This is a genomic window from Erythrobacter sp. RANMB8 (genome assembly GCF_056848235.1).
Genome location: NZ_JBREHG010000016.1, coordinates 22,366 through 39,498, shown reverse-complemented (window position 1 = coordinate 39,498; position 17,133 = coordinate 22,366). Strand labels below are relative to the sequence as shown.

Sequence of the window (17,133 nt, the reverse complement as noted above, 5' to 3'; positions counted from 1 at the left end):
ATGCGCGTCACACTGCCCCATGATCTCACCCGCGAAGAGGTGCGCCGCCGGATGCACAAGCATGCGGACGAGATCGGCGGTTTCTTCCCCGCCGGCCTCGCCAGGGTCTCCACCGCCTGGCCGGGCGAAGACCGCATGACCATCACCGCCGAAGTGATGGGCCAGACCATCCCCGGCGAGGTCGAGGTGCGCGATGCAGAGGTGGTGATCTCCATGGACCTGCCGCTGCTGTTTTCGGTGATGAAAGGCCCGCTCGAAGCGGCGGTGAAGAAGGAAGGCGGGCGGCTGCTCGCACCCTGATTCTTGCATCCCGGCACCGGCTGGCGATTGCCAATCGCTGCTGGTCGTGTCATATTATTTTGACACAATTTATTGCCTCATTTGCCTTACACTCGGGATCGTGCGGTAGATCGGTGCAATTGCCAGTCAGGCAGGCCGATTCGGGCGGGAAGGACGGGTGGCATGGCGCCAGCCAGTGACAATTCAGTGCCCTCCGGCAATCTCCGCGCGACCCTGCGCGCCGCCACCATGGCCGCGCATGACCTGCTCGATCACGCCATGCAGGCCGCCAGCGGGTGGCAGACCCGCAACGATTACGCCCGCTTCCTCGCGCTGCAATACGCCGCGCGCCTGCCGGTGGAACAATGGCTGGCCGCGCACGCCGCACGCGGTTGCGCCCCGCCGCCGCAAACCCCGCTGATCGCCGCCGATCTGGCGCTGCTGGGGCAGCCGCTGCCCGCACCCGCCCGCCTGTTCACGCTTGGCCGCACCGGCCCCGGCCACGTGACCGGCACGGCCTGGGTGCTGGCCGGATCGGCGCTCGGCAACCGGGCGATTGTGCGGCAGGTTGCCCGTGTCGGCGCGGGCGCATGGCCGGTCACCTTCCTTGATGACGGCGCGATGATGGACTTCTGGCAGGGCCTGCGCGCCCGCATCGAAAGCGCCGCCCTGCCCGCCGATGCCACCGGGGCGACCGAAGCCGCCGAAGCCGTGTTCGCGCATTTCCTTGCCGTGGCGCAGCAGGGCGAGAATGCCGCCAGCGCGTTCGAGGGGCTTGGCGCATGAACCTCCACCAGCGCAGCGACACCCTGACCGAATGCGACCGCGAGGCGATCCACCACATTGCCGCCGTGCAGGATTTCGGCGGATTGCTGGCCGCCGACGCTGACGGAACCGTGGTGCAGGCCTCGGCCAATGTCGCGCAGCTGCTCGGCCTTGCCGAGATGCCCGCCCCCGGCACGCCGCTGCACGCGATCATCGCTGCGCCCGCGCTCGGGGTGCTGCAACAGGCGCTGGGACTGCTGACCGGCGCCGATGCGACCGAACGCCGCTTCGGGCTCGATCTGGCGGGCACCGGCGCGCTGTTCGATTGCGCGGTGCATGTCAGCGGCGGCACTTCCGTGATCGAGTTCGAGCGCCACGCCCGCAACGATTTTGCCGACCATGTCAGCATGATCGTGCCGGTGATCGCCCAGCTGGAACAGGCCGCCAGCGTCGATGCCCTGTGCACCGTCGCGGCGCGGCTGGTGCGCCAGATGACGGGGTATGACCGCGTGATGGTCTATCGCTTCCACCCCGACGACAGCGGCGAGGTGATCGCCGAGGACAGGGACGCGGCGCTCGAACCCTTTCTGGGGCTGCGCTATCCCGCAACCGATATCCCGCAGCAGGCGCGCGCGCTGTTCCGCCGCAACCGCTTCCGCATCATCGCCGACATGAACTCCGAAGCCGTGCCGCTGGAGCCTGCGACAGCGGCGGACGGCACCCCGCTCGACCTGTCGATGTCGATGCTGCGGTCCCATTCCAAGATGCACCTCGCCTATATGCGCAACATGGGGGTGGGCGCGTCGCTGGCGATTGCGATTGTCCGGCATGACCGGCTGTGGGGCATGATCTCGTGCCACCACCGCGAGGCGCGCCTGCCGCCCTATTCGCTGCGCACCGTGGCCGAACTGCTGAGCCAGACCTTCTCGCTGATGCTCGACCGGATTCTGGTGGCGCAGGCCGAAGCCTTGCGCGAACGCGCCCGCCAGCTCAACGACCGGCTGCTGCTGCGGCTGGCGGGCGGCGTGACGCTGGCCGACAGCCTGCCGATGATCGAGGAACTGCTGCGCGAAACCATCCCGCATGACGGCATCTCGCTGTTTGCCGATGGCGAATACCGCGCCAGCGGCGAGGCGCCGGACGAGGGGGAATTCCGCGCCATCGCGCCCTTGCTCGCCAGCACGCTGGGCGGGGCGACCCATGCGACCACGCGGCTGGCCGACCAGATCCCCGAAGCCGCCGCCTTTGCCGCCCGCGCATCGGGCGCGCTGGTGCTGCCGCTGTCACGCGGCACGCGGGATTCGCTGGTGTTGTGGCGCCGCCCGCTCGAACGGGTGGTGACCTGGGCGGGCGATCCGGCCAAGGCTTCGGCCGGGCCCGGCGAACTGCTTCAGCCCCGCGCCAGCTTTGCCGCGTGGCAGGAGACCGTGCGCGGCCACTCGGCCGATTGGGGCGCGGAGGAATGCGAGATCGCCGCCCGCCTGCGCCGCACCCTGATCGAGGTGATCCTGCGCATGAGCGAGGATCTCACCCGCGAGCGCGCCCGCGCCGCCGAACAGCAGAACCTGCTGATTGCCGAACTCAACCACCGCGTGCGCAACATCCTCGGGCTGATCCGCGCGCTGGTGTCGCAATCGCAGGCCGAGGCGCTGTCGGTATCGGGCTTTGCCGCGATCCTCGGCGGGCGGATTGCCGCGCTGGCGAGCGCGCATGACAATGTCACCGCGCAGAACTGGGGCCCCGCCTCGCTGGCCGCGCTGCTGCGGGCAGAGCTGGCGCCCTATGCCGGCGACAGTGCGGCGCGCTTCCGGCTGGAGGGCGATGATGTGTTGGTCAGCCCCGAAGCCTACACCATCCTCGCGCTGGTGTTCCACGAGTTGGCGACCAATTCGGCCAAATATGGCGCCCTGTCGGCCCGCGCCGGAATGGTGCAGGTGCGGCTGGCGCGCACCGCTTTCGGCGATCTGGCGATCGGGTGGCGCGAGGCGGGCGGGCCGCCTGTAACCGCGCCGACCCGCCACGGCTTCGGATCGACCATCATCACCCGCTCGATCCCGCATGACCTTCAGGGCGAGGCCGATGTGCGTTACCGCCTCGCGGGGCTGGAGGCGGATTTCCTTGTCCCGGCGCGCTATCTCGCGACCCCGGAGGACAGCGCGGCCGCGCTGCCCCGCCCGCTCGCCCGCCAGACCGCCCTGCCCCGCGAAACCGCGGCTGAGCGCATGGCCGATCACCCCGCCCGCGTGCTGGTGGTCGAGGATTCGATCATCATCGCGCTCGATACCGAGGAAAACCTCAGGCGGCTGGGCGTGCCGGAGGTGCGGCTGGAAAGCAGCGTCACCGGGGCGCTGGAAGCGATTGCCGCCAGCCCGCCCGATTTCGCGATCATCGACTTCAACCTCGGCGGGGAATCCTCCGAACCCATCGCCGCGGCCTTGCGTGATGCCGGTGTGCGCTTCGTGCTGGCGACCGGCTATGCCGAAAGCGCGGGCGGGCTGGAACGGCTGGGCGCGCAGGCGGTGCTGCGCAAGCCCTATGGCATGACCGAGATCGAGCGGTTGCTGGCGGGAAGCTGAAAGTCAGGCAGCGCGGGTCAGCAGCGTCACGCCTGCCGCGCCGAAATCGAGGCTGGCGATGCTGTCTGCCACCAGACATTCGCCTGCCCCCGCACGGGCGGCGCCGTCCTTCGCGATAACCTCTCCCGCCAGCGGCAGCACCAGCAGCGCGCCGGGATAGGCGGCACAGGTGGCGGCATCGGGCGCGCCTTCGATCCGGTCGAGCCGGAAATGCGGACCGTCAACCAGCACGGTCCCGTCGGCAATGCTGCGGCGATGCTGCGCGGCGTAGGGCCCGCCCTCGGCCACGGCGAGCGCGCGGTCCAAATGCAATTCGCGCGGGCGGCCATAGTCATAAAGGCGGAAGGTGGTGTCGCTGGCCTGCTGCACCTCGACCAGCGCGAGGCCGGGGCCAATCGCGTGGACGGTGCCCGCAGGCAGATAGAACAGATCGCCGGGCCGCGCCGGATGCCATTCGAGCAGCTGTTCAATCGTGCCGTCAAGCGCTGCTGCCCGGATTTCATCGGGCGTTACCTCGCGCACGAACCCGATAGCCAGGCGCGCATCGGGTTCGGCATCCAGCACCAGCCAGCATTCCTCCTTGCCCGCCTCGCCCGGCAGGGCATCGGCATCGCAAGGGTGCACCTGCACCGAGAGCTTTTCCGAGGTGAACAGGTATTTGACCAGCACCTGCGGCACTTCGGCAGGGGGTTCGAACCAGATTTCGCCGATCCGCTCCCCCGCAGGCGGGACGAAGGGCGCGGGCAGGTGGTCGCGGCCCCAGACCTTGGCGACCATGCGGGTGGGAAGCTGGCGCACGCCGCTCACTGGTTAGCCGCTCCCGGCAGCTTGCCGACCGCCTGCGCCCCGTCACGGGTGGTGACCAGCACTTCCGTGCCCGATACGATGATGCACACATCCTCAAGCCCGACCGCCGAAATGCGCGGGCCATCGGTGAGCGCGAAGACGCCGCGGCAATCCATCAGGTCAGCCGCGCCGCCGCGCACAACATTGCCGTTCGCGTCCGCACCGTCCGCCAGCGCATCGGCGAGCGCGGCCCAGTTGCCGATGTCCGACCAGCCCATGCTGGCGGGCACCATCGCGGCGCGGGCGGTGTTTTCCATAACCGCGTAATCGATCGAATCCCCCGCAATCGCCGCAAAGGGCGCGGCGGCAGGGTGGAAGGTCGCGCGATCGCTGTGTCCGCCCGCCACGGCTTCGGCCACCAGCCGCGCCATGTGGGGCCGGTGCGCGGCCAGCTCTGCCAGCAGGTGCCCGGCGCGGAAGGCAAAGATGCCGCCGTTCCAGCTGTAGTCCCCGCTGGCGAGATATTCCTGCGCCCGCGCCAGATCGGGCTTTTCGACGAAGCGCCGGATCGCAAAGCCGCCCGCCAGCGGCTCGCCGCGCTGGAGATAGCCATAGCCGGTTTCGGGCCGTTCGGGGGCGATGCCGAAGGAGACGAGGTAATCCTCCCGCGCCAGCGCCGCCGCCGCCAGCGCCGCCGCACGGAAGGCGGCACTATCGGCGATGTGATGATCGCTCGGGCAGACCAGCATCACCGCGTCTTCGGGCAGCAGCGCCGCGGCGAGCGCGATGGCGGGCGCGGTGTTCTTTGCCGCAGGCTCGATCACCAGCCGCGCACCGGGCGCATCGCCCAGTTGCGCCATGATCAGATCGGCATGGGCCGCGCCCGCCACCACCATCGGCGCGGCAAAGCGATCGTCGCCCGCCACCCGGCGCACCGCCTGCTGGAACAGGGTTTCGTCCCCCACCAGCGGCAGGAACGGCTTGGGCACGGCCTTGCGGCTGACAGGCCACAACCGCGTGCCGCTGCCGCCGCACAGGATGACCGGATGGATCGGTGTCACGCGTAAAGTCCTCGTTTGATCGCGGGTATAGCAGCAAGTTCGGCACAGGCGACCCGAAACCCGGGATTATTCCATCCGATCATGAACATCCGCTTGTGTCAGAACCATTTCTGCCGCCAGTAGAACGGCGCAGCCACCGGATTTCCTGCACCATCCATCGCCGGACGGAAGCCGAGCCGGTTTTCGACCAGCTGGCAGGTGATCCGGTCGGCCTCAGGATCGGGGCTGGCGCGGTAGACCGAACAATTGCGCGCCCGCCCATCCGTGCCGACGATCACCCGCACGATCACCTCGGTCCCGCGCCGCGCCTCGCGCCCGCCTGCGGGCACCGGAAAGTCGCGGGCATTGTCGATACTGCCGGAGATGTGGACGGGCTTCGACACCGCCACCCCGCCGCGCCCGCTGCCGCTGTTGCCGCTGCCGGTGCCAAGCCCGCTGCCCGCCGCGCCGGTGCCATCGCCCGCACTGGCCGCGCCCGATTGGCTGGCGGTGCCGGTCGACGAGGCGCGCGGCATCGCCTGATCCTGCTTCACCTTCACTCTGGGCGGCTGGGCCGAGACGGGCTTGGCCACCGCATCGCGCCCCGGATCGCCCTGCGCGCCTTCATCGGGTTCGGGCTGATTCTCAGGCGGCGGCGGAGCAGGCGGCGCGGTGATGGTCACGGTAAAGGCCGACACCACCTCGCGTTCCACCACCGCGGTGAAATCGGGCGCGAAGGCGCGGGCGAGGCCGTAGAGCGCGGCGATATGCAGCAGCACAAGACCCGCCAGCAGCGGCAGGCTGATCCGGCGACGGCGGGCGCGAAAGCCCTTCTCTTGCGGCGCTGACGTCATTCCGTCCCCTTGCGATACCACCATTACGGACCCGATTTTGCCTGATTATGCAGTGGTTACCCTATACCACGGCAAGCGCAATTTGCGATGGAGCGCAGCGATCGAGCGCGCAATGGATCAGGGCAGGGCTGCGGATGGCGCGGTTCCGGACAGCGAGGATGATTCCGGCCTGTGGGGCGCGGAAGGTTCCGGTGCGCCTCCAACCCCGCTTTCTGACGCAAGCAGCCCCCGCGCCCGGCCCGCCTCGCCGCGCGGCTGGATCGCCACCGGCTGGATCGACCGGCCCAGCGTGCTCGCGGCGGTCGGCGGCGGTATCGCCTATCTCGCGCTCGCCTGCCTCAGCCTGCTGGTATCGCGCGCGGGCGATACGGTCAGCCCGGTGTGGCTGCCCAATGCCTGCGCCGTGGCGCTGCTGCTGCGGGCACGGCTTGGCAACGAGGTGCCGTTCCTGATCGCCTGCTGTGCCGCCAGCCTTGCGGCGAACGGCGTTGTGGGCCTGCCCGATCACATCGCGCTGGTCTTCTCGCTCGCCAACATCGTCGAGATTGCGGTTGTGGCCGGACTGGCCCGCACCGCGCTGCGCCCGCAGCCCGATATGAACCGCCTGTCCGATCTGGCGCGCTTTGTGTGGGCGGGCGGGCTGGCGGGGCCGCTGGCATCGGCGGTGCTGACCGCGCCGGTGATGGGCTCCACCCTGCCCGAAGTGCAGGCGGGCATGATGACCTGGTTCCTCACTGACAGCATGGCGATGATCCTGATCGTGCCGGTGGCGCTGCTGCTGGCCGACCGGATAGCGGGCAGGCTTCCCCCCGGCGCGGCGCGTCCGGCAGAGGCGGCGGCGCTGCTGGCGGGCGGGATGGTGATCGCATTCCTGGTGTTCGACCAGACGCTATATCCGCTGGTGTTCCTGATCCAGCCGGTGACCCTGCTGCACGCCTTCCGGCTCGGCAGCCTCGGCAGCGCGCTGCATGTCGGCGGGGTGGCGGTGGTGGCGGGCGCGATGACGATGGCCGGACAGGGGCCGATCGCGGCTGCCAGCGGCGGCGCGCTCACCGAACTGCACCTGCTGCAGGCCTTCATCGCCGCCAATTTCCTCACCGGCCTGCCGGTCGCCGCGATCCTCGCCGGGCGCGACCGGATGCTGGCCGCGCTGGAGGCGGGCAAGCGCCAGCTCGATCTGCTGGCCGACAACATCACCGATGCGGTTCTGCGCTATGATCTGGGCGGGGTGTGCACCTATGCCTCGCCCTCGGTGCGCGAGGTCATGGGGGTGCCACCGGAAACCTATATCGGCAAGCCGCTGGCCGCGCGGCTGCATCCGGAATCGGCGGACCGGACGATGCAGGCGCTCGAACGGTTGCTCGATGGCACCAGCGACAAGGAACGCGTCACCTATCGCCGGTTTCAGGACAATCCCGATGGATCGCCGGTGTTTCTCGAAGCCGATTGCGCCGTGGTCCACAATCCCGAAACGGGCGAGCGCGAGGGCGTGGTGGTCGCCGCGCGCGACGTGACCGAGCGGGTGGAGCTGGAACTGCTGCTGACCCGCGCCCGCCGCAACGCCGAAAACGCGGCGCGGGCCAAGTCCGAATTCCTCGCCAATATGAGCCACGAGATCCGCACGCCCATGAACGGGGTGCTGGGCTTTGCCGAACTGATGCTGCAGGGCAATCTGGCGCTGGACCAGCGCCGCTTTGCCGAGCTGATCGTCGAATCCGGGCGGTCGATGATGATGCTGCTCAACGATGTGCTCGATCTCAGCAAGATCGAAAGCGGGCAGTTCGCGATCGACCGGGCGCCGGTGGATCTGCACGCCAGCCTGGCCGAATGCGCCGCGCTGCACCGCTTTGCAGCCGAGGCGAAGGGGCTCAGCTTCGAATTCCTGCCCGATCACGCAGACAGCGCCGCCGCCCAGCGGCCGTGGCTGCTGACCGACGGGCTGCGCCTGCGCCAGATCGTGCTCAACCTGATGGCCAATGCGGTAAAGTTCACCGAGGCGGGGCATATCCGCGTGTCCTATCAGGTGACGGGGCGCGAGGTGCGGGTGACCATCGCCGATACCGGCATCGGCATCAGCCCCGCCCGGCTGGAGACGATCTTCCAGCCCTTCACGCAGGGCGAGGCGGATACGGCACGGCGGTTCGGCGGCACGGGCCTCGGCCTGTCCATCAGCCGCCAGCTTGCCGCATTGCTGGGCGGGCGGATCGAGGTGGAGAGCACGCCCGGTGAAGGATCGCGCTTCACGCTGGTGCTGCCCGCCACGCTGGTGCCGCCGCCGCCCGCGCTCGCGCCGCTGCCGCCGGTCGCTGCCGACGATCTGCCGCTGGCCTCGCGCATCCTGCTGGTCGAGGATCACGACATCAACCGCCTGCTCGTCACCGAGATGCTCGAACGCTGCGGACAGGATGTCGCGGTCGCGCATGATGGCAACGAAGCGCTGGCGATGGTGATCGACAGCATCATGCGCGGGCGGCCCTATGATCTGGTGCTGATGGATGTGCAGATGCCCGGCTGCGACGGGTACGAGGCCACCCGCGCCATCCGTGCCGAAGGGATCGGGCCGGGGCTGCTGCCGATCGTCGCGCTGACCGCCAATGCCTTCCCCGAAGATATCGCCGCCGCACGCGCTGCGGGGATGCAGGGGCATCTCGCCAAGCCGGTGGTGTTCGCGCAACTGGCGCGGATGCTGCAACGCTGGCTGCCGACCCGCATCGTCGAGGAGGCACGGGCGGGCGGCGGCCCGCAGGAGCGTGCCTCGCAGCTGGCACGCTCGCCGCGGCTGGTGGCGCGCTGGCAGGCCCGCCGCGCCGAGGCGGTGGCGGCATTGCGCCGTGCGCTGGGCGAAGGCGGGGCGCTGGCCGATGAGGACAGGGCCTCGCCCGCTGACGACAGGGCCGCCGCGCGCGAGGAACTGCTGCGGCTGGCGCACAAGCTGGCAGGCACGGCCGCGATGTTCGGCGAGCCCGAACTCGGCACCTGCGCCGCCGCGCTCGAACGGGCGCTGGCGCGGGGCGAGGCTCTCGCTGCCAGCCGGACGCTGGCGCGCGAATTGCTGGCGCTGGCCGATGCCGGGTCCGGCGCCGCCGATCGCAGAGCCGGCACCACCGGGCACTGATGCCAGCGCGCTGAGATGCCGACGCATCACGCGCTGGAAATGCTCAGGCGCCGCACGGCACCAAAGCAAAAGGGCGACCCGTTGCCGGGCCGCCCTTTCGTGTTTCAGACTGTCGCGAGGGCGATCAGAAGGCCACGCGGACCCCGAAGCGCACGCCCCACAGCGAACCGTTGATGTTGGTCCCTTCCACCGGCGGGCGGAAGCTGGAGTAGCTGTACTGGCTGCACGCCGCGTTGGTGCATGCCACGTTCACGACCGGCGCGGAGTAGGGGAAGCCGACCTGACGGATCGTGCCCCAGTCCTTGTCGAGCATGTTCAGCACGTTTTCGACATCCGCCAGCAGTTCGATCTTGCCACCGAACACGAACGGCACTTCCTGACGGACCGACAGGTCGAGCTTGTGCACCCACGGGGTCTTGCCGATGTTCTTCGGCGCGATCTGGCCCTGGTATTCGTTGAGTTCCGAGTTCTGGATGAAGCTCTGGAACGCCGCGAAGTCGAAGCCGGCGGCATAGACCACGTTCGGATCGGCGGTCGCGCTGCTCACGTTCGGCACATACATCAGACCGCGGTTGTTGCGGCCGGTGGTGCCGAACACAGCCGAACGGTTGTTGCCCGACGCCTGGTCCACGAAGCTGAAGCTGTAGCGCTGGCCCGAACGGACGTTGTAGAACAGCTCGACGCGGGTGTTGTTGTCGCCGAACAGTTCGGCGTCATAACCGGCCACCAGACGGAACTGGTGATCGCGCTGGTAGTTCGAGATGCCCTGCGCCGACAGGTTCGGGTTATCGCCGAACACCGTGTTCTGGTAGTTCGAGAACGCCACCGACGACGTGCCCGGGTTCTGATCCTGCACATCCTGATAGGTGTAGGAACCGTTCAGGAAGAAGCCCGACGACCAGCGCTTGTTGAAGCGCGCCACCGCGTTCCAGCTTTCGCCGAAGCTGGTGTTGGTCAGCAGGATATCGGTGTTGGTGCCGGTGAAGCCGGGCAGGATGCCGTAACGGTCACGACCGTCGGGCAGGTTGGTGCCGGTGTCGACCGAGCGCAGATCGGTCCATTCCAGACCGTTCTTCACGTTCGAGTAGATCACGTCGACGCCGAGGTTCCAGCCATCGCCGAGGAAGCCGAGGTTGGCTTCATAATCGACCGAGCCCGAGAAACGCCACTGCGAGGGCGGCTCGAAGTTCGGGTCGAGCGCGTTGGTCGGCGCGGTGGCGGTGCCGGCGGTGCGGATCGCATCCACCAGCGACTGCGGGATGCCGGTGCCGCCCGAGACGTTGTTGAGCGTGGCGGCGCCGATGGCCTGCACCTGGGCCGAAGTCAGGCCCGAGATACCGGCGATCGAGAAGGTGCCGTCGGCATTGCGACGCACCTGCGCACGGCCCAGCGTCGGGCCGGGGTTCGAATAGCTGTTCGAAATCCACACGTTGGGGCTGCCGCCACCGAACAGACCGGCCGAACCGCGCACCTGCAGACGGTCGCTCGCCTGCCAGTTCAGGCCGAAGCGCGGCTGGAACAGGTCACGCCCGTTGAGCGTGGCGGTGTTCGAGAAACCGAAACGCTCGAGGAAGTTGATGTTGGCAAACGGACGATCCGGCGTGTCGAACAGGTCGTAACGCATGCCCGCCACAACCGTCAGGTTGTCGGTCAGGTCGATGGTGTCCATGATGCCGAAGGTCCAGCTGTTGTTCTGGAAATCGGCGGTGACGGTGTCGATGCCGCCACGCAGCGGCACGGCGATGTCGACTTCCGCAGCGCGGCGCTGCTGGAACTGGTCGATCCCGTCGAACAGCCATGCACCCGACACGCGCTGGGCGAACAGGTTGCGGATGTCCTGCTGGCGACGCTCGGCAATCACCTTCACGGTGTGGTTGTTGAGCTTCAGGGTCGCCTGGAATTCGACCGCCAGCGACTGGCTGTCGAGTTCGTTCGCCTGACGGCTGATGTCCGGACCGAAGGTCAGACGACGCACGCCGGTGGGGCACTGCAGCGGGTTGCCGGCAGCGATCGGATCAAGACAGACCTGGAACTGGCCGAAATCGCGGTTGCCGCCGACCGGAACCTGCAGGCGCACGTAATCGGCATAGGACACGCGCAGCTGGGTCGAGAAGCTGTCCGACCACTGGTTGTTCGACTGGATGATCCCGAAGTGGTTCTTCGCACCCTGCGTGTAGGTGTTCGACAGCAGGCTGAAGGTCGGGTTGGCGGCGTTGATCGCGCCGACGCCGGTCTGGCCCGCCAGCTGCGCGCTTTCGTTCCAGATGTAGGTGGCGGTCAGGCGGTGACCGTCGGCCACGTTCCAGTCCAGCTTGGTGACCAGCTTGTCGTCGCTTTCGACGATGTCATCGGCAACGCCGAGCGTGTCGAAGCTGTAGACGTTCTGGGCGATGTCGCCGATCTGGGTGATCTGCTGGTCGGTGATGCCGAGCTGCGAGGGTGCAACGTCAGCCGGGACGGTGTCACGGGTGCGCTCGTAAGTCACCGCGAAGAACAGCTTGTCCTTGATAATCGGGCCGGTGACCTGCGCCACATAGACTTCCGAATTGAAGTCGCCGGTGCGGGTCAGTTCGCGGGCGCGGGTGCCGCGCAGATCGTCGTTCTGGTAGTAGAGCGAGCCGAGGAAGGTGAAGCGGTTGCCGCCCGACTTGAGCTGGGTGTTGATCGCGCCGCCCTGGAAGAAGCCCTGCTGGATGTCCACCGGCGCGGTTTCGACCGAGAATTCGCCGATCGCGTCAAGCGGCACCGGACCGCGCGACGACACGAGGCCGCCCGATTCGAGACCGAAGGGGTCACCGAAGGCCACACCGTCGACGGTGAAGCGGTTGAAGCGGTTGTTCTGTCCGGCAATGCTGATCGCGCCGTTGTTGGTGGCGTCAAGCGTCACCAGCGGATCGCGCGCGGCAAGGTTGCGGATGTCGCGGTTGATGTTGGCGACGCCAGCGATGTCGCGGGCGGTCAGCACGGTGGCCGCGCCGGTGCCGAGCGTGATCGCCGACTTCTGGCGGGCGCCCGAAACCACGATGGTCTTGCCGGCATCGGCCAGAGCAACGCTGATACGCTGCGCCTGACCGGCGGCGAGGAAGCCGATTTCCTGCTCGGCCGTTTCGAAGCCGTCAGCGGTCACGGTGACGGTGAACGGGCCGCCGAGACGCAGACCGGCAGCGTTGAAGCCGCCCGCCGCATCGGTCGTCTGGGTCGAGCGGGTGCCCGAGGGGACGTGGGTGACAGTCACGGTCGCACCCGGGATCGGGTTGCCGTTCTGGTCGACGACGTCACCGCGCACCGACGAGGTGGTTTCCTGCGCGAAGGCCGGCGTGGCGATGGTGGTGGTGGCGGCAAGGCTGACGATGCTTGCGGCGAGAAGATACTTAAGCTTCATGGATACTAGCCCCTGATAGCGGTAGAGAGGAACACAAACCGATGTGATGCGGCCTGCCCTAGGCCTGAACGCTTGCGGCAAAGCGACTGTTCTGTGACAGTTTGATGAAATGCCCTGCCCCTGCGCGGCGATTCCTTAGTGCGAGTCTTCCGGAACGCCAGAAAAGTCTCGGAATTGCGCGAGTTCCGCCCACGGGTGTTGCATCGCAGCAACGCCCGCAGGGAATTTCCCGAAACAGATCAACGGGGCGGAAAAACGCCGTCCGGATTGCGATCAGGCGAGATTGATCTCGCGCAGGCGCTGCATCAGGAAATCATGCGCGGTGATCGGGGGAAGCGGCGGATTCGCCGCGTCGGGATCGACGCATTCGGGCAGCGCCTCGATCAGGAAATCGGGGCGGAAATGCAGGAAGAACGGCATCGAATAGCGCGCCCGCTTCGCCGCTTCGCCGCGCGGGTTCACCACGCGGTGCGTGGTCGAAGGCAGGCGCCCGTTGGTCTGGCGTTCCAGCATGTCGCCGACATTGATCACCAGCGCGCCCTTTTCCGCCGGGATCGGCAGCCATTCGCCCTGTTTGGTCAGCAGTTCGAGCCCTGCTTCCTCGGCCCCCAGCAACAGGGTGATGGTGTTGATGTCGCCATGCGCGGCGGCGCGAATCGCCCCTTCGGGCGCGCCCTCGCCCAGCGGCGGGTAATGCAGCAGGCGCATCACCGAATTGCCATCCTCGACGCTGGCCGCAAAGAAATCGCGCGGGCGGCCAAGGTGCAGCGCAATCGCTTCGAGCACGCGCGCGCCGGCGGTCTCGAAGGCGGAGAACAGCGCGCTCAGCGTTTCGCGGAAGCCTTCGATCTCGGTCGGCCAGATGTTGGGAGCCATGAACTCGGCCAGCGGGTGGCCTTCGGGCAGATCGCGGCCGACGTGCCAGAACTCCTTGAGATCGAAGACCTCGGCATCCTTGGCCTTTTCGGTCCCGAACGGGGTGTAGCCCCGCGCCCCGCCGCCGCCAGCGATCTTGTAGGCGCGCTTGACCTCGTCGGGCAGCGCGAAGAACGCCTTGGAGACAGCCTCGGCCTCGTCGATCAACTCCTGCGGGATGCCGTGATCGCGCACCACGGCAAAGCCGTACTCGGCGAAGCTGCGTCCCAGTTCGTCGGCAATGGTTTCAAGCGGCTGGGCGAGCGATACGGAGGCAATGTTCATCATGGCACGCGCCTTACACCCGCGCCGCCGCGCCTGCCAAGCGTCACAATGGCAAAAACAGGCTCGCCAGCGCGGCGCTCATCAGGTTGGCGAGGCTGCCTGCGGCCAGCGCCTTCAGCCCCAGCCGCGCAATCACCGGGCGCTGGTTCGGGGCAAGGCCGCCGGTCACCGCCATCTGGATCGCGATCGAGGAGAAATTGGCAAAGCCGCACAGCGCGAAGGTGACGATCGCCCGGCTGCGTGCCGTCAGCTGGCCATCGGTCATCGCGCCCAGATCGATGAAGGCGACAAATTCGTTGAGGACGATCTTGGTGCCGAACAACCCGCCCGCAATCTGCGCCTGATCCCAATCGGAAATGCCGATCAGGAACATCACCGGCGCGAAGATATAGCCGAGCAACTGCTGGAAGCTGATGTTCGCCAGCCATTCGGCGGTTGCCGGTGCCAGCGGCGCGCCCATGCCATCGGCAAGGTTCACGATCCCGCCGCCGATCCCGGCCAGCATCCCGTTGGCGAGCGCGACCAGCGCGACGAACACCATCACCATCGCGCCCACTGCCACCGCCAGCTTCACGCCGGTCTGGGTGCCTTGCGCTGCGGCTTCGATGATATTGGCGGGGCGCTGGCCTTCCTCGAAGGTTTCGGCCGCGCTCACCTCGTCCGCCTTGCCGCCGCCTTCGACCAGCGATGCCGGGCCGACCGCGCTGATGCGCGCCTGCGGGAGTTCGACCTCCTGCCCGTTTTCGTCATACATCACCACGCGGGTCGCCTCGGTCAGCGAATTGGCCTTGCCCCGCGCCCGCGCCACGGCGGCCAGGCCAACGGTATCGTCGCGCCCCGGCGCAAGGGTGGCATCATCGGGCATCATGATCTTGGCCATCAGGATCCCCCCGGGTGCCGACATGAACGCCGCTGCGAGCAGGAAGGGCACCGCCTCTTCCCCGATGAAGCTGGCATAGGCGGCCAGAATCGTGCCCGCCACGCCCGCCATCCCGACACTCATCAGCGTGAACAGCCCCGCCGGCGAAAGCGCCGCGAGATAGGGTCGCACCACCAGCGGGCTTTCCGACTGGCCGACGAAGATATTCGCCGCCGCGCCCAGCGCCTCGACCTTGCTGATCCCGGTCACGAAGCCGATCGCCCCGCCCACCCAGCGCACCAGCCGCTGCATGATGCCGAGGTGATAGAGGATCGAAACAATCGCGGCGAAGAACACGATCACCGGCAGGGCGGCGATCACGAAGGTGTTGGCAAAGGGATTGCTCTCCATCGGACCGAACACCGATGTGATCCCGATCTTGGAGAAATCGAGCAGCGCGATCACCCCGCTCGAAAGCCCGCCGATCACCGCCACGCCGACATCGGTGCGCAGCACCACCAGCGCGGTCAGGGCTTGCAGCGCAAAGGCCGATCCCACCACGCGCAGGTTGATCTTCCGCCGCGCCGAAGACAGCGCAAAGGCGATTCCCAGAATGGCGACGATCCCTGCCAGGCTCAGCAGGATAGGCGTGATACTCTCGTTCACGGCAGCGACGATGCCCTTTGCTTGAAGGAAAGATGGTGACCCCTGTGTGGCTGCGGGGTGGCAGTTTGTCGCCCGCGTTGCAAGCGCGATGAAATTCCCGCCAACAGCTGCGGTGCGAAGCGACGGGTGAAAGGCGCCTGACGGCGGCTTTTCTTTTGCTTCCACGCTGGCTAGCAATCGGGCGATGGATCAGACCGCACCCGCAGCCGCAGTAGACACTCAAGAAACGCGTGTCTCCATGCCGATGTCATTATTCGTGTTTTGCCTCCTATACGGTGGCATGACAGTTTTGGCGGGATTCTTGGCCGTTAAGCAGGTTCAGCTTTGGCCGACAAATTTGGGTGTCGAGTCAGGGATTTTCGCATTCCTGATACTCGTAGTGATAACAAGTTCGGTCGCGCAGGTTCATGGCGCTGGAGTTGCAAAACGGATCGTACGGTGGGGTTTCCTGCCTCTTGCCTCATCAATCGCTCTTATTTTTCTGGTTCTGTCGCTGCCTGCAGATCCGAACATGTGGCCGGAGGGTCTTGAAGCCTTTCAACTGATTAACGCCACTACACCCAGGATCATGGCGGCCGGGCCTGCTGCCTATTTTGTCTCGTTACTTCTAAATGTCTGGATTTTCGATAAACTTAGAGGGGCTGGGGAAACCACTACGCTGACATTGATGGTGCGCGGCGCGGTCGCCTCTGCACTGTCGCAGGCGGTCGATTCGGTGATCTTCGTTACGTTGGCCTTCTACGGCGAAAGAGAGATTGGCACGCTGATCGTTGGACAGGTCACAGCCAAGGTGGTGCTGTCGCTGGTTCTGGTGCCTTTTCTGATCACTTTCGGGGTGCGGGCGGCAAACTGGCTCGACGCAAAGCAGACGAATTAACAACCCAACAACAAAGCACCCGAACGGCCCGGAGGGCCGCAAGGGCGACCGCCCGCCCGCAGCGACGCGGCGTTCAGGCCGTGAGAGCGAGGATTTCGCGCGCCGGAGGGCGCGCGGACAAAAATGGTGAGCCCGACAGGATTCGAACCTGTGACCCGCTGATTAAAAGTCAGCTGCTCTACCTACTGAGCTACGGGCCCACACATGTGCCGCGCGAGGGCGGCAGGCGCGCTCACCTAGGCAGGGGGCGCGGGCGGGTCAAGCGGGCTTGGGCCTGTGCGATGCTGAATCCGCTCGCCGGGTCGCGCCAGCCGGGGGCGATGGTGCGGGCGGGATCGAGCACGAAGCGGCGCTGCGCATAGGCGGCGTGGGGGATGGCGAGGCCGGGCGAGCGCCAGATTCCGCCGCTCCACAGGATGATGTCGCAGTCGAGCACGCGGTCGCCCCAGCGCTGCCCGCGCCGGCGCCCGAAGGCGCGTTCGGTGTGCTTCAGCGCGGCGAGCAGCGCGGTGGGCGCAAGTTCGCTCTCCAGCACCAGCGCGGCGTTGGCAAAGCGGCGGCGCGCCGCACCCATCGGCGGGGTGGCGATCACCGGCGAGCGCGCTGTGACCGTGCCGAACGCCGCGCATTCCTCCATGGCGGCGCGCACCACCGCGTCCGGCATCCCGTAGAGATGGTGCCGGCGGTTGCTGCCGAGCGCGATCAGATAGGTGCCGGACACCCTGATGCTTCCC

General features: G+C 67.4%; 12 protein-coding genes and 1 tRNA gene. 5 read left to right on the top strand and 8 right to left on the bottom strand.

Annotated features, from left to right (window positions below; all coding sequences use genetic code 11):
* The 3 genes from ACU0AG_RS14790 to ACU0AG_RS14780 all read left to right on the top strand — a co-directional run bounded on the left by ACU0AG_RS14790 (nucleotide 1) and on the right by ACU0AG_RS14780 (nucleotide 3,620).
* A complete protein-coding gene (locus ACU0AG_RS14790; protein WP_482783048.1) occupies nucleotides 1-300 on the top strand; it encodes a polyhydroxyalkanoic acid system family protein in 300 nt (99 codons plus the stop codon).
* Nucleotides 301-462: 162 nt separating this feature from the next.
* A complete protein-coding gene (locus ACU0AG_RS14785) occupies nucleotides 463-1,065 on the top strand; it encodes a biliverdin-producing heme oxygenase (protein WP_482783047.1) in 603 nt (200 codons plus the stop codon).
* Complete coding sequence (locus ACU0AG_RS14780) at nucleotides 1,062-3,620, top strand: HWE histidine kinase domain-containing protein (protein ID WP_482783046.1); 2,559 nt, start codon at nucleotides 1,062-1,064, stop codon at nucleotides 3,618-3,620. The genes ACU0AG_RS14785 and ACU0AG_RS14780 overlap by 4 nt, the downstream gene beginning before the upstream one ends.
* A 3-nt stretch (nucleotides 3,621-3,623) precedes the next feature.
* Here the strand turns inward: ACU0AG_RS14780 and ACU0AG_RS14775 are convergent, their stop codons facing one another.
* From ACU0AG_RS14775 to ACU0AG_RS14765, 3 genes are all read right to left on the bottom strand, one after another.
* A complete protein-coding gene (locus tag ACU0AG_RS14775) occupies nucleotides 3,624-4,397 on the bottom strand; it encodes a class I mannose-6-phosphate isomerase (RefSeq protein ID WP_482783081.1) in 774 nt (257 codons plus the stop codon).
* Between the two features lie 26 nt (nucleotides 4,398-4,423).
* Entirely contained in the window at nucleotides 4,424-5,467 is a 1,044-nt protein-coding gene (locus ACU0AG_RS14770; protein WP_482783045.1) for a mannose-1-phosphate guanylyltransferase, read from the bottom strand.
* A gap of 98 nt (nucleotides 5,468-5,565) precedes the next feature.
* Nucleotides 5,566-6,300, bottom strand: a complete 735-nt coding sequence (locus ACU0AG_RS14765) for an energy transducer TonB (RefSeq protein ID WP_482783044.1) — start codon at nucleotides 6,298-6,300, stop codon at nucleotides 5,566-5,568.
* 112 nt (nucleotides 6,301-6,412) lie between these two features.
* On the opposite strand from ACU0AG_RS14765, the gene ACU0AG_RS14760 reads away from it, so the two are divergent.
* Complete coding sequence (locus ACU0AG_RS14760; protein ID WP_482783043.1) at nucleotides 6,413-9,415, top strand: ATP-binding protein; 3,003 nt, start codon at nucleotides 6,413-6,415, stop codon at nucleotides 9,413-9,415.
* 124 nt (nucleotides 9,416-9,539) lie between these two features.
* On the opposite strand, the gene ACU0AG_RS14755 is transcribed toward ACU0AG_RS14760, so the two are convergent.
* The 3 genes from ACU0AG_RS14755 to ACU0AG_RS14745 form a co-directional block, all read right to left on the bottom strand.
* Nucleotides 9,540-12,797 carry a TonB-dependent receptor gene (locus ACU0AG_RS14755; RefSeq protein ID WP_482783042.1) on the bottom strand — a complete coding sequence of 1,086 codons (3,258 nt, stop codon included), beginning with the start codon at nucleotides 12,795-12,797 and terminating at the stop codon, nucleotides 9,540-9,542.
* Nucleotides 12,798-13,070: 273 nt separating this feature from the next.
* Entirely contained in the window at nucleotides 13,071-14,000 is a 930-nt protein-coding gene (locus ACU0AG_RS14750; RefSeq protein ID WP_482783041.1) for an isopenicillin N synthase family dioxygenase, read from the bottom strand.
* A 40-nt stretch (nucleotides 14,001-14,040) separates the two neighbouring features.
* Nucleotides 14,041-15,522 carry a NupC/NupG family nucleoside CNT transporter gene (locus tag ACU0AG_RS14745; protein ID WP_482783040.1) on the bottom strand — a complete coding sequence of 494 codons (1,482 nt, stop codon included), beginning with the start codon at nucleotides 15,520-15,522 and terminating at the stop codon, nucleotides 14,041-14,043.
* Nucleotides 15,523-15,706: 184 nt separating this feature from the next.
* On the opposite strand from ACU0AG_RS14745, the gene ACU0AG_RS14740 reads away from it, so the two are divergent.
* Nucleotides 15,707-16,399, top strand: a complete 693-nt coding sequence (locus ACU0AG_RS14740; RefSeq protein WP_482783039.1) for a queuosine precursor transporter — start codon at nucleotides 15,707-15,709, stop codon at nucleotides 16,397-16,399.
* A 124-nt stretch (nucleotides 16,400-16,523) separates the two neighbouring features.
* Here ACU0AG_RS14740 and ACU0AG_RS14735 read toward each other — a convergent pair.
* Both ACU0AG_RS14735 and folK read right to left on the bottom strand, forming a co-directional pair.
* Nucleotides 16,524-16,599, bottom strand: a tRNA-Lys gene (locus ACU0AG_RS14735).
* 32 nt (nucleotides 16,600-16,631) lie between these two features.
* Entirely contained in the window at nucleotides 16,632-17,120 is a 489-nt protein-coding gene (gene folK, locus ACU0AG_RS14730) for a 2-amino-4-hydroxy-6-hydroxymethyldihydropteridine diphosphokinase (protein WP_482783038.1), read from the bottom strand.
* Nucleotides 17,121-17,133: the final 13 nt, after the last annotated feature.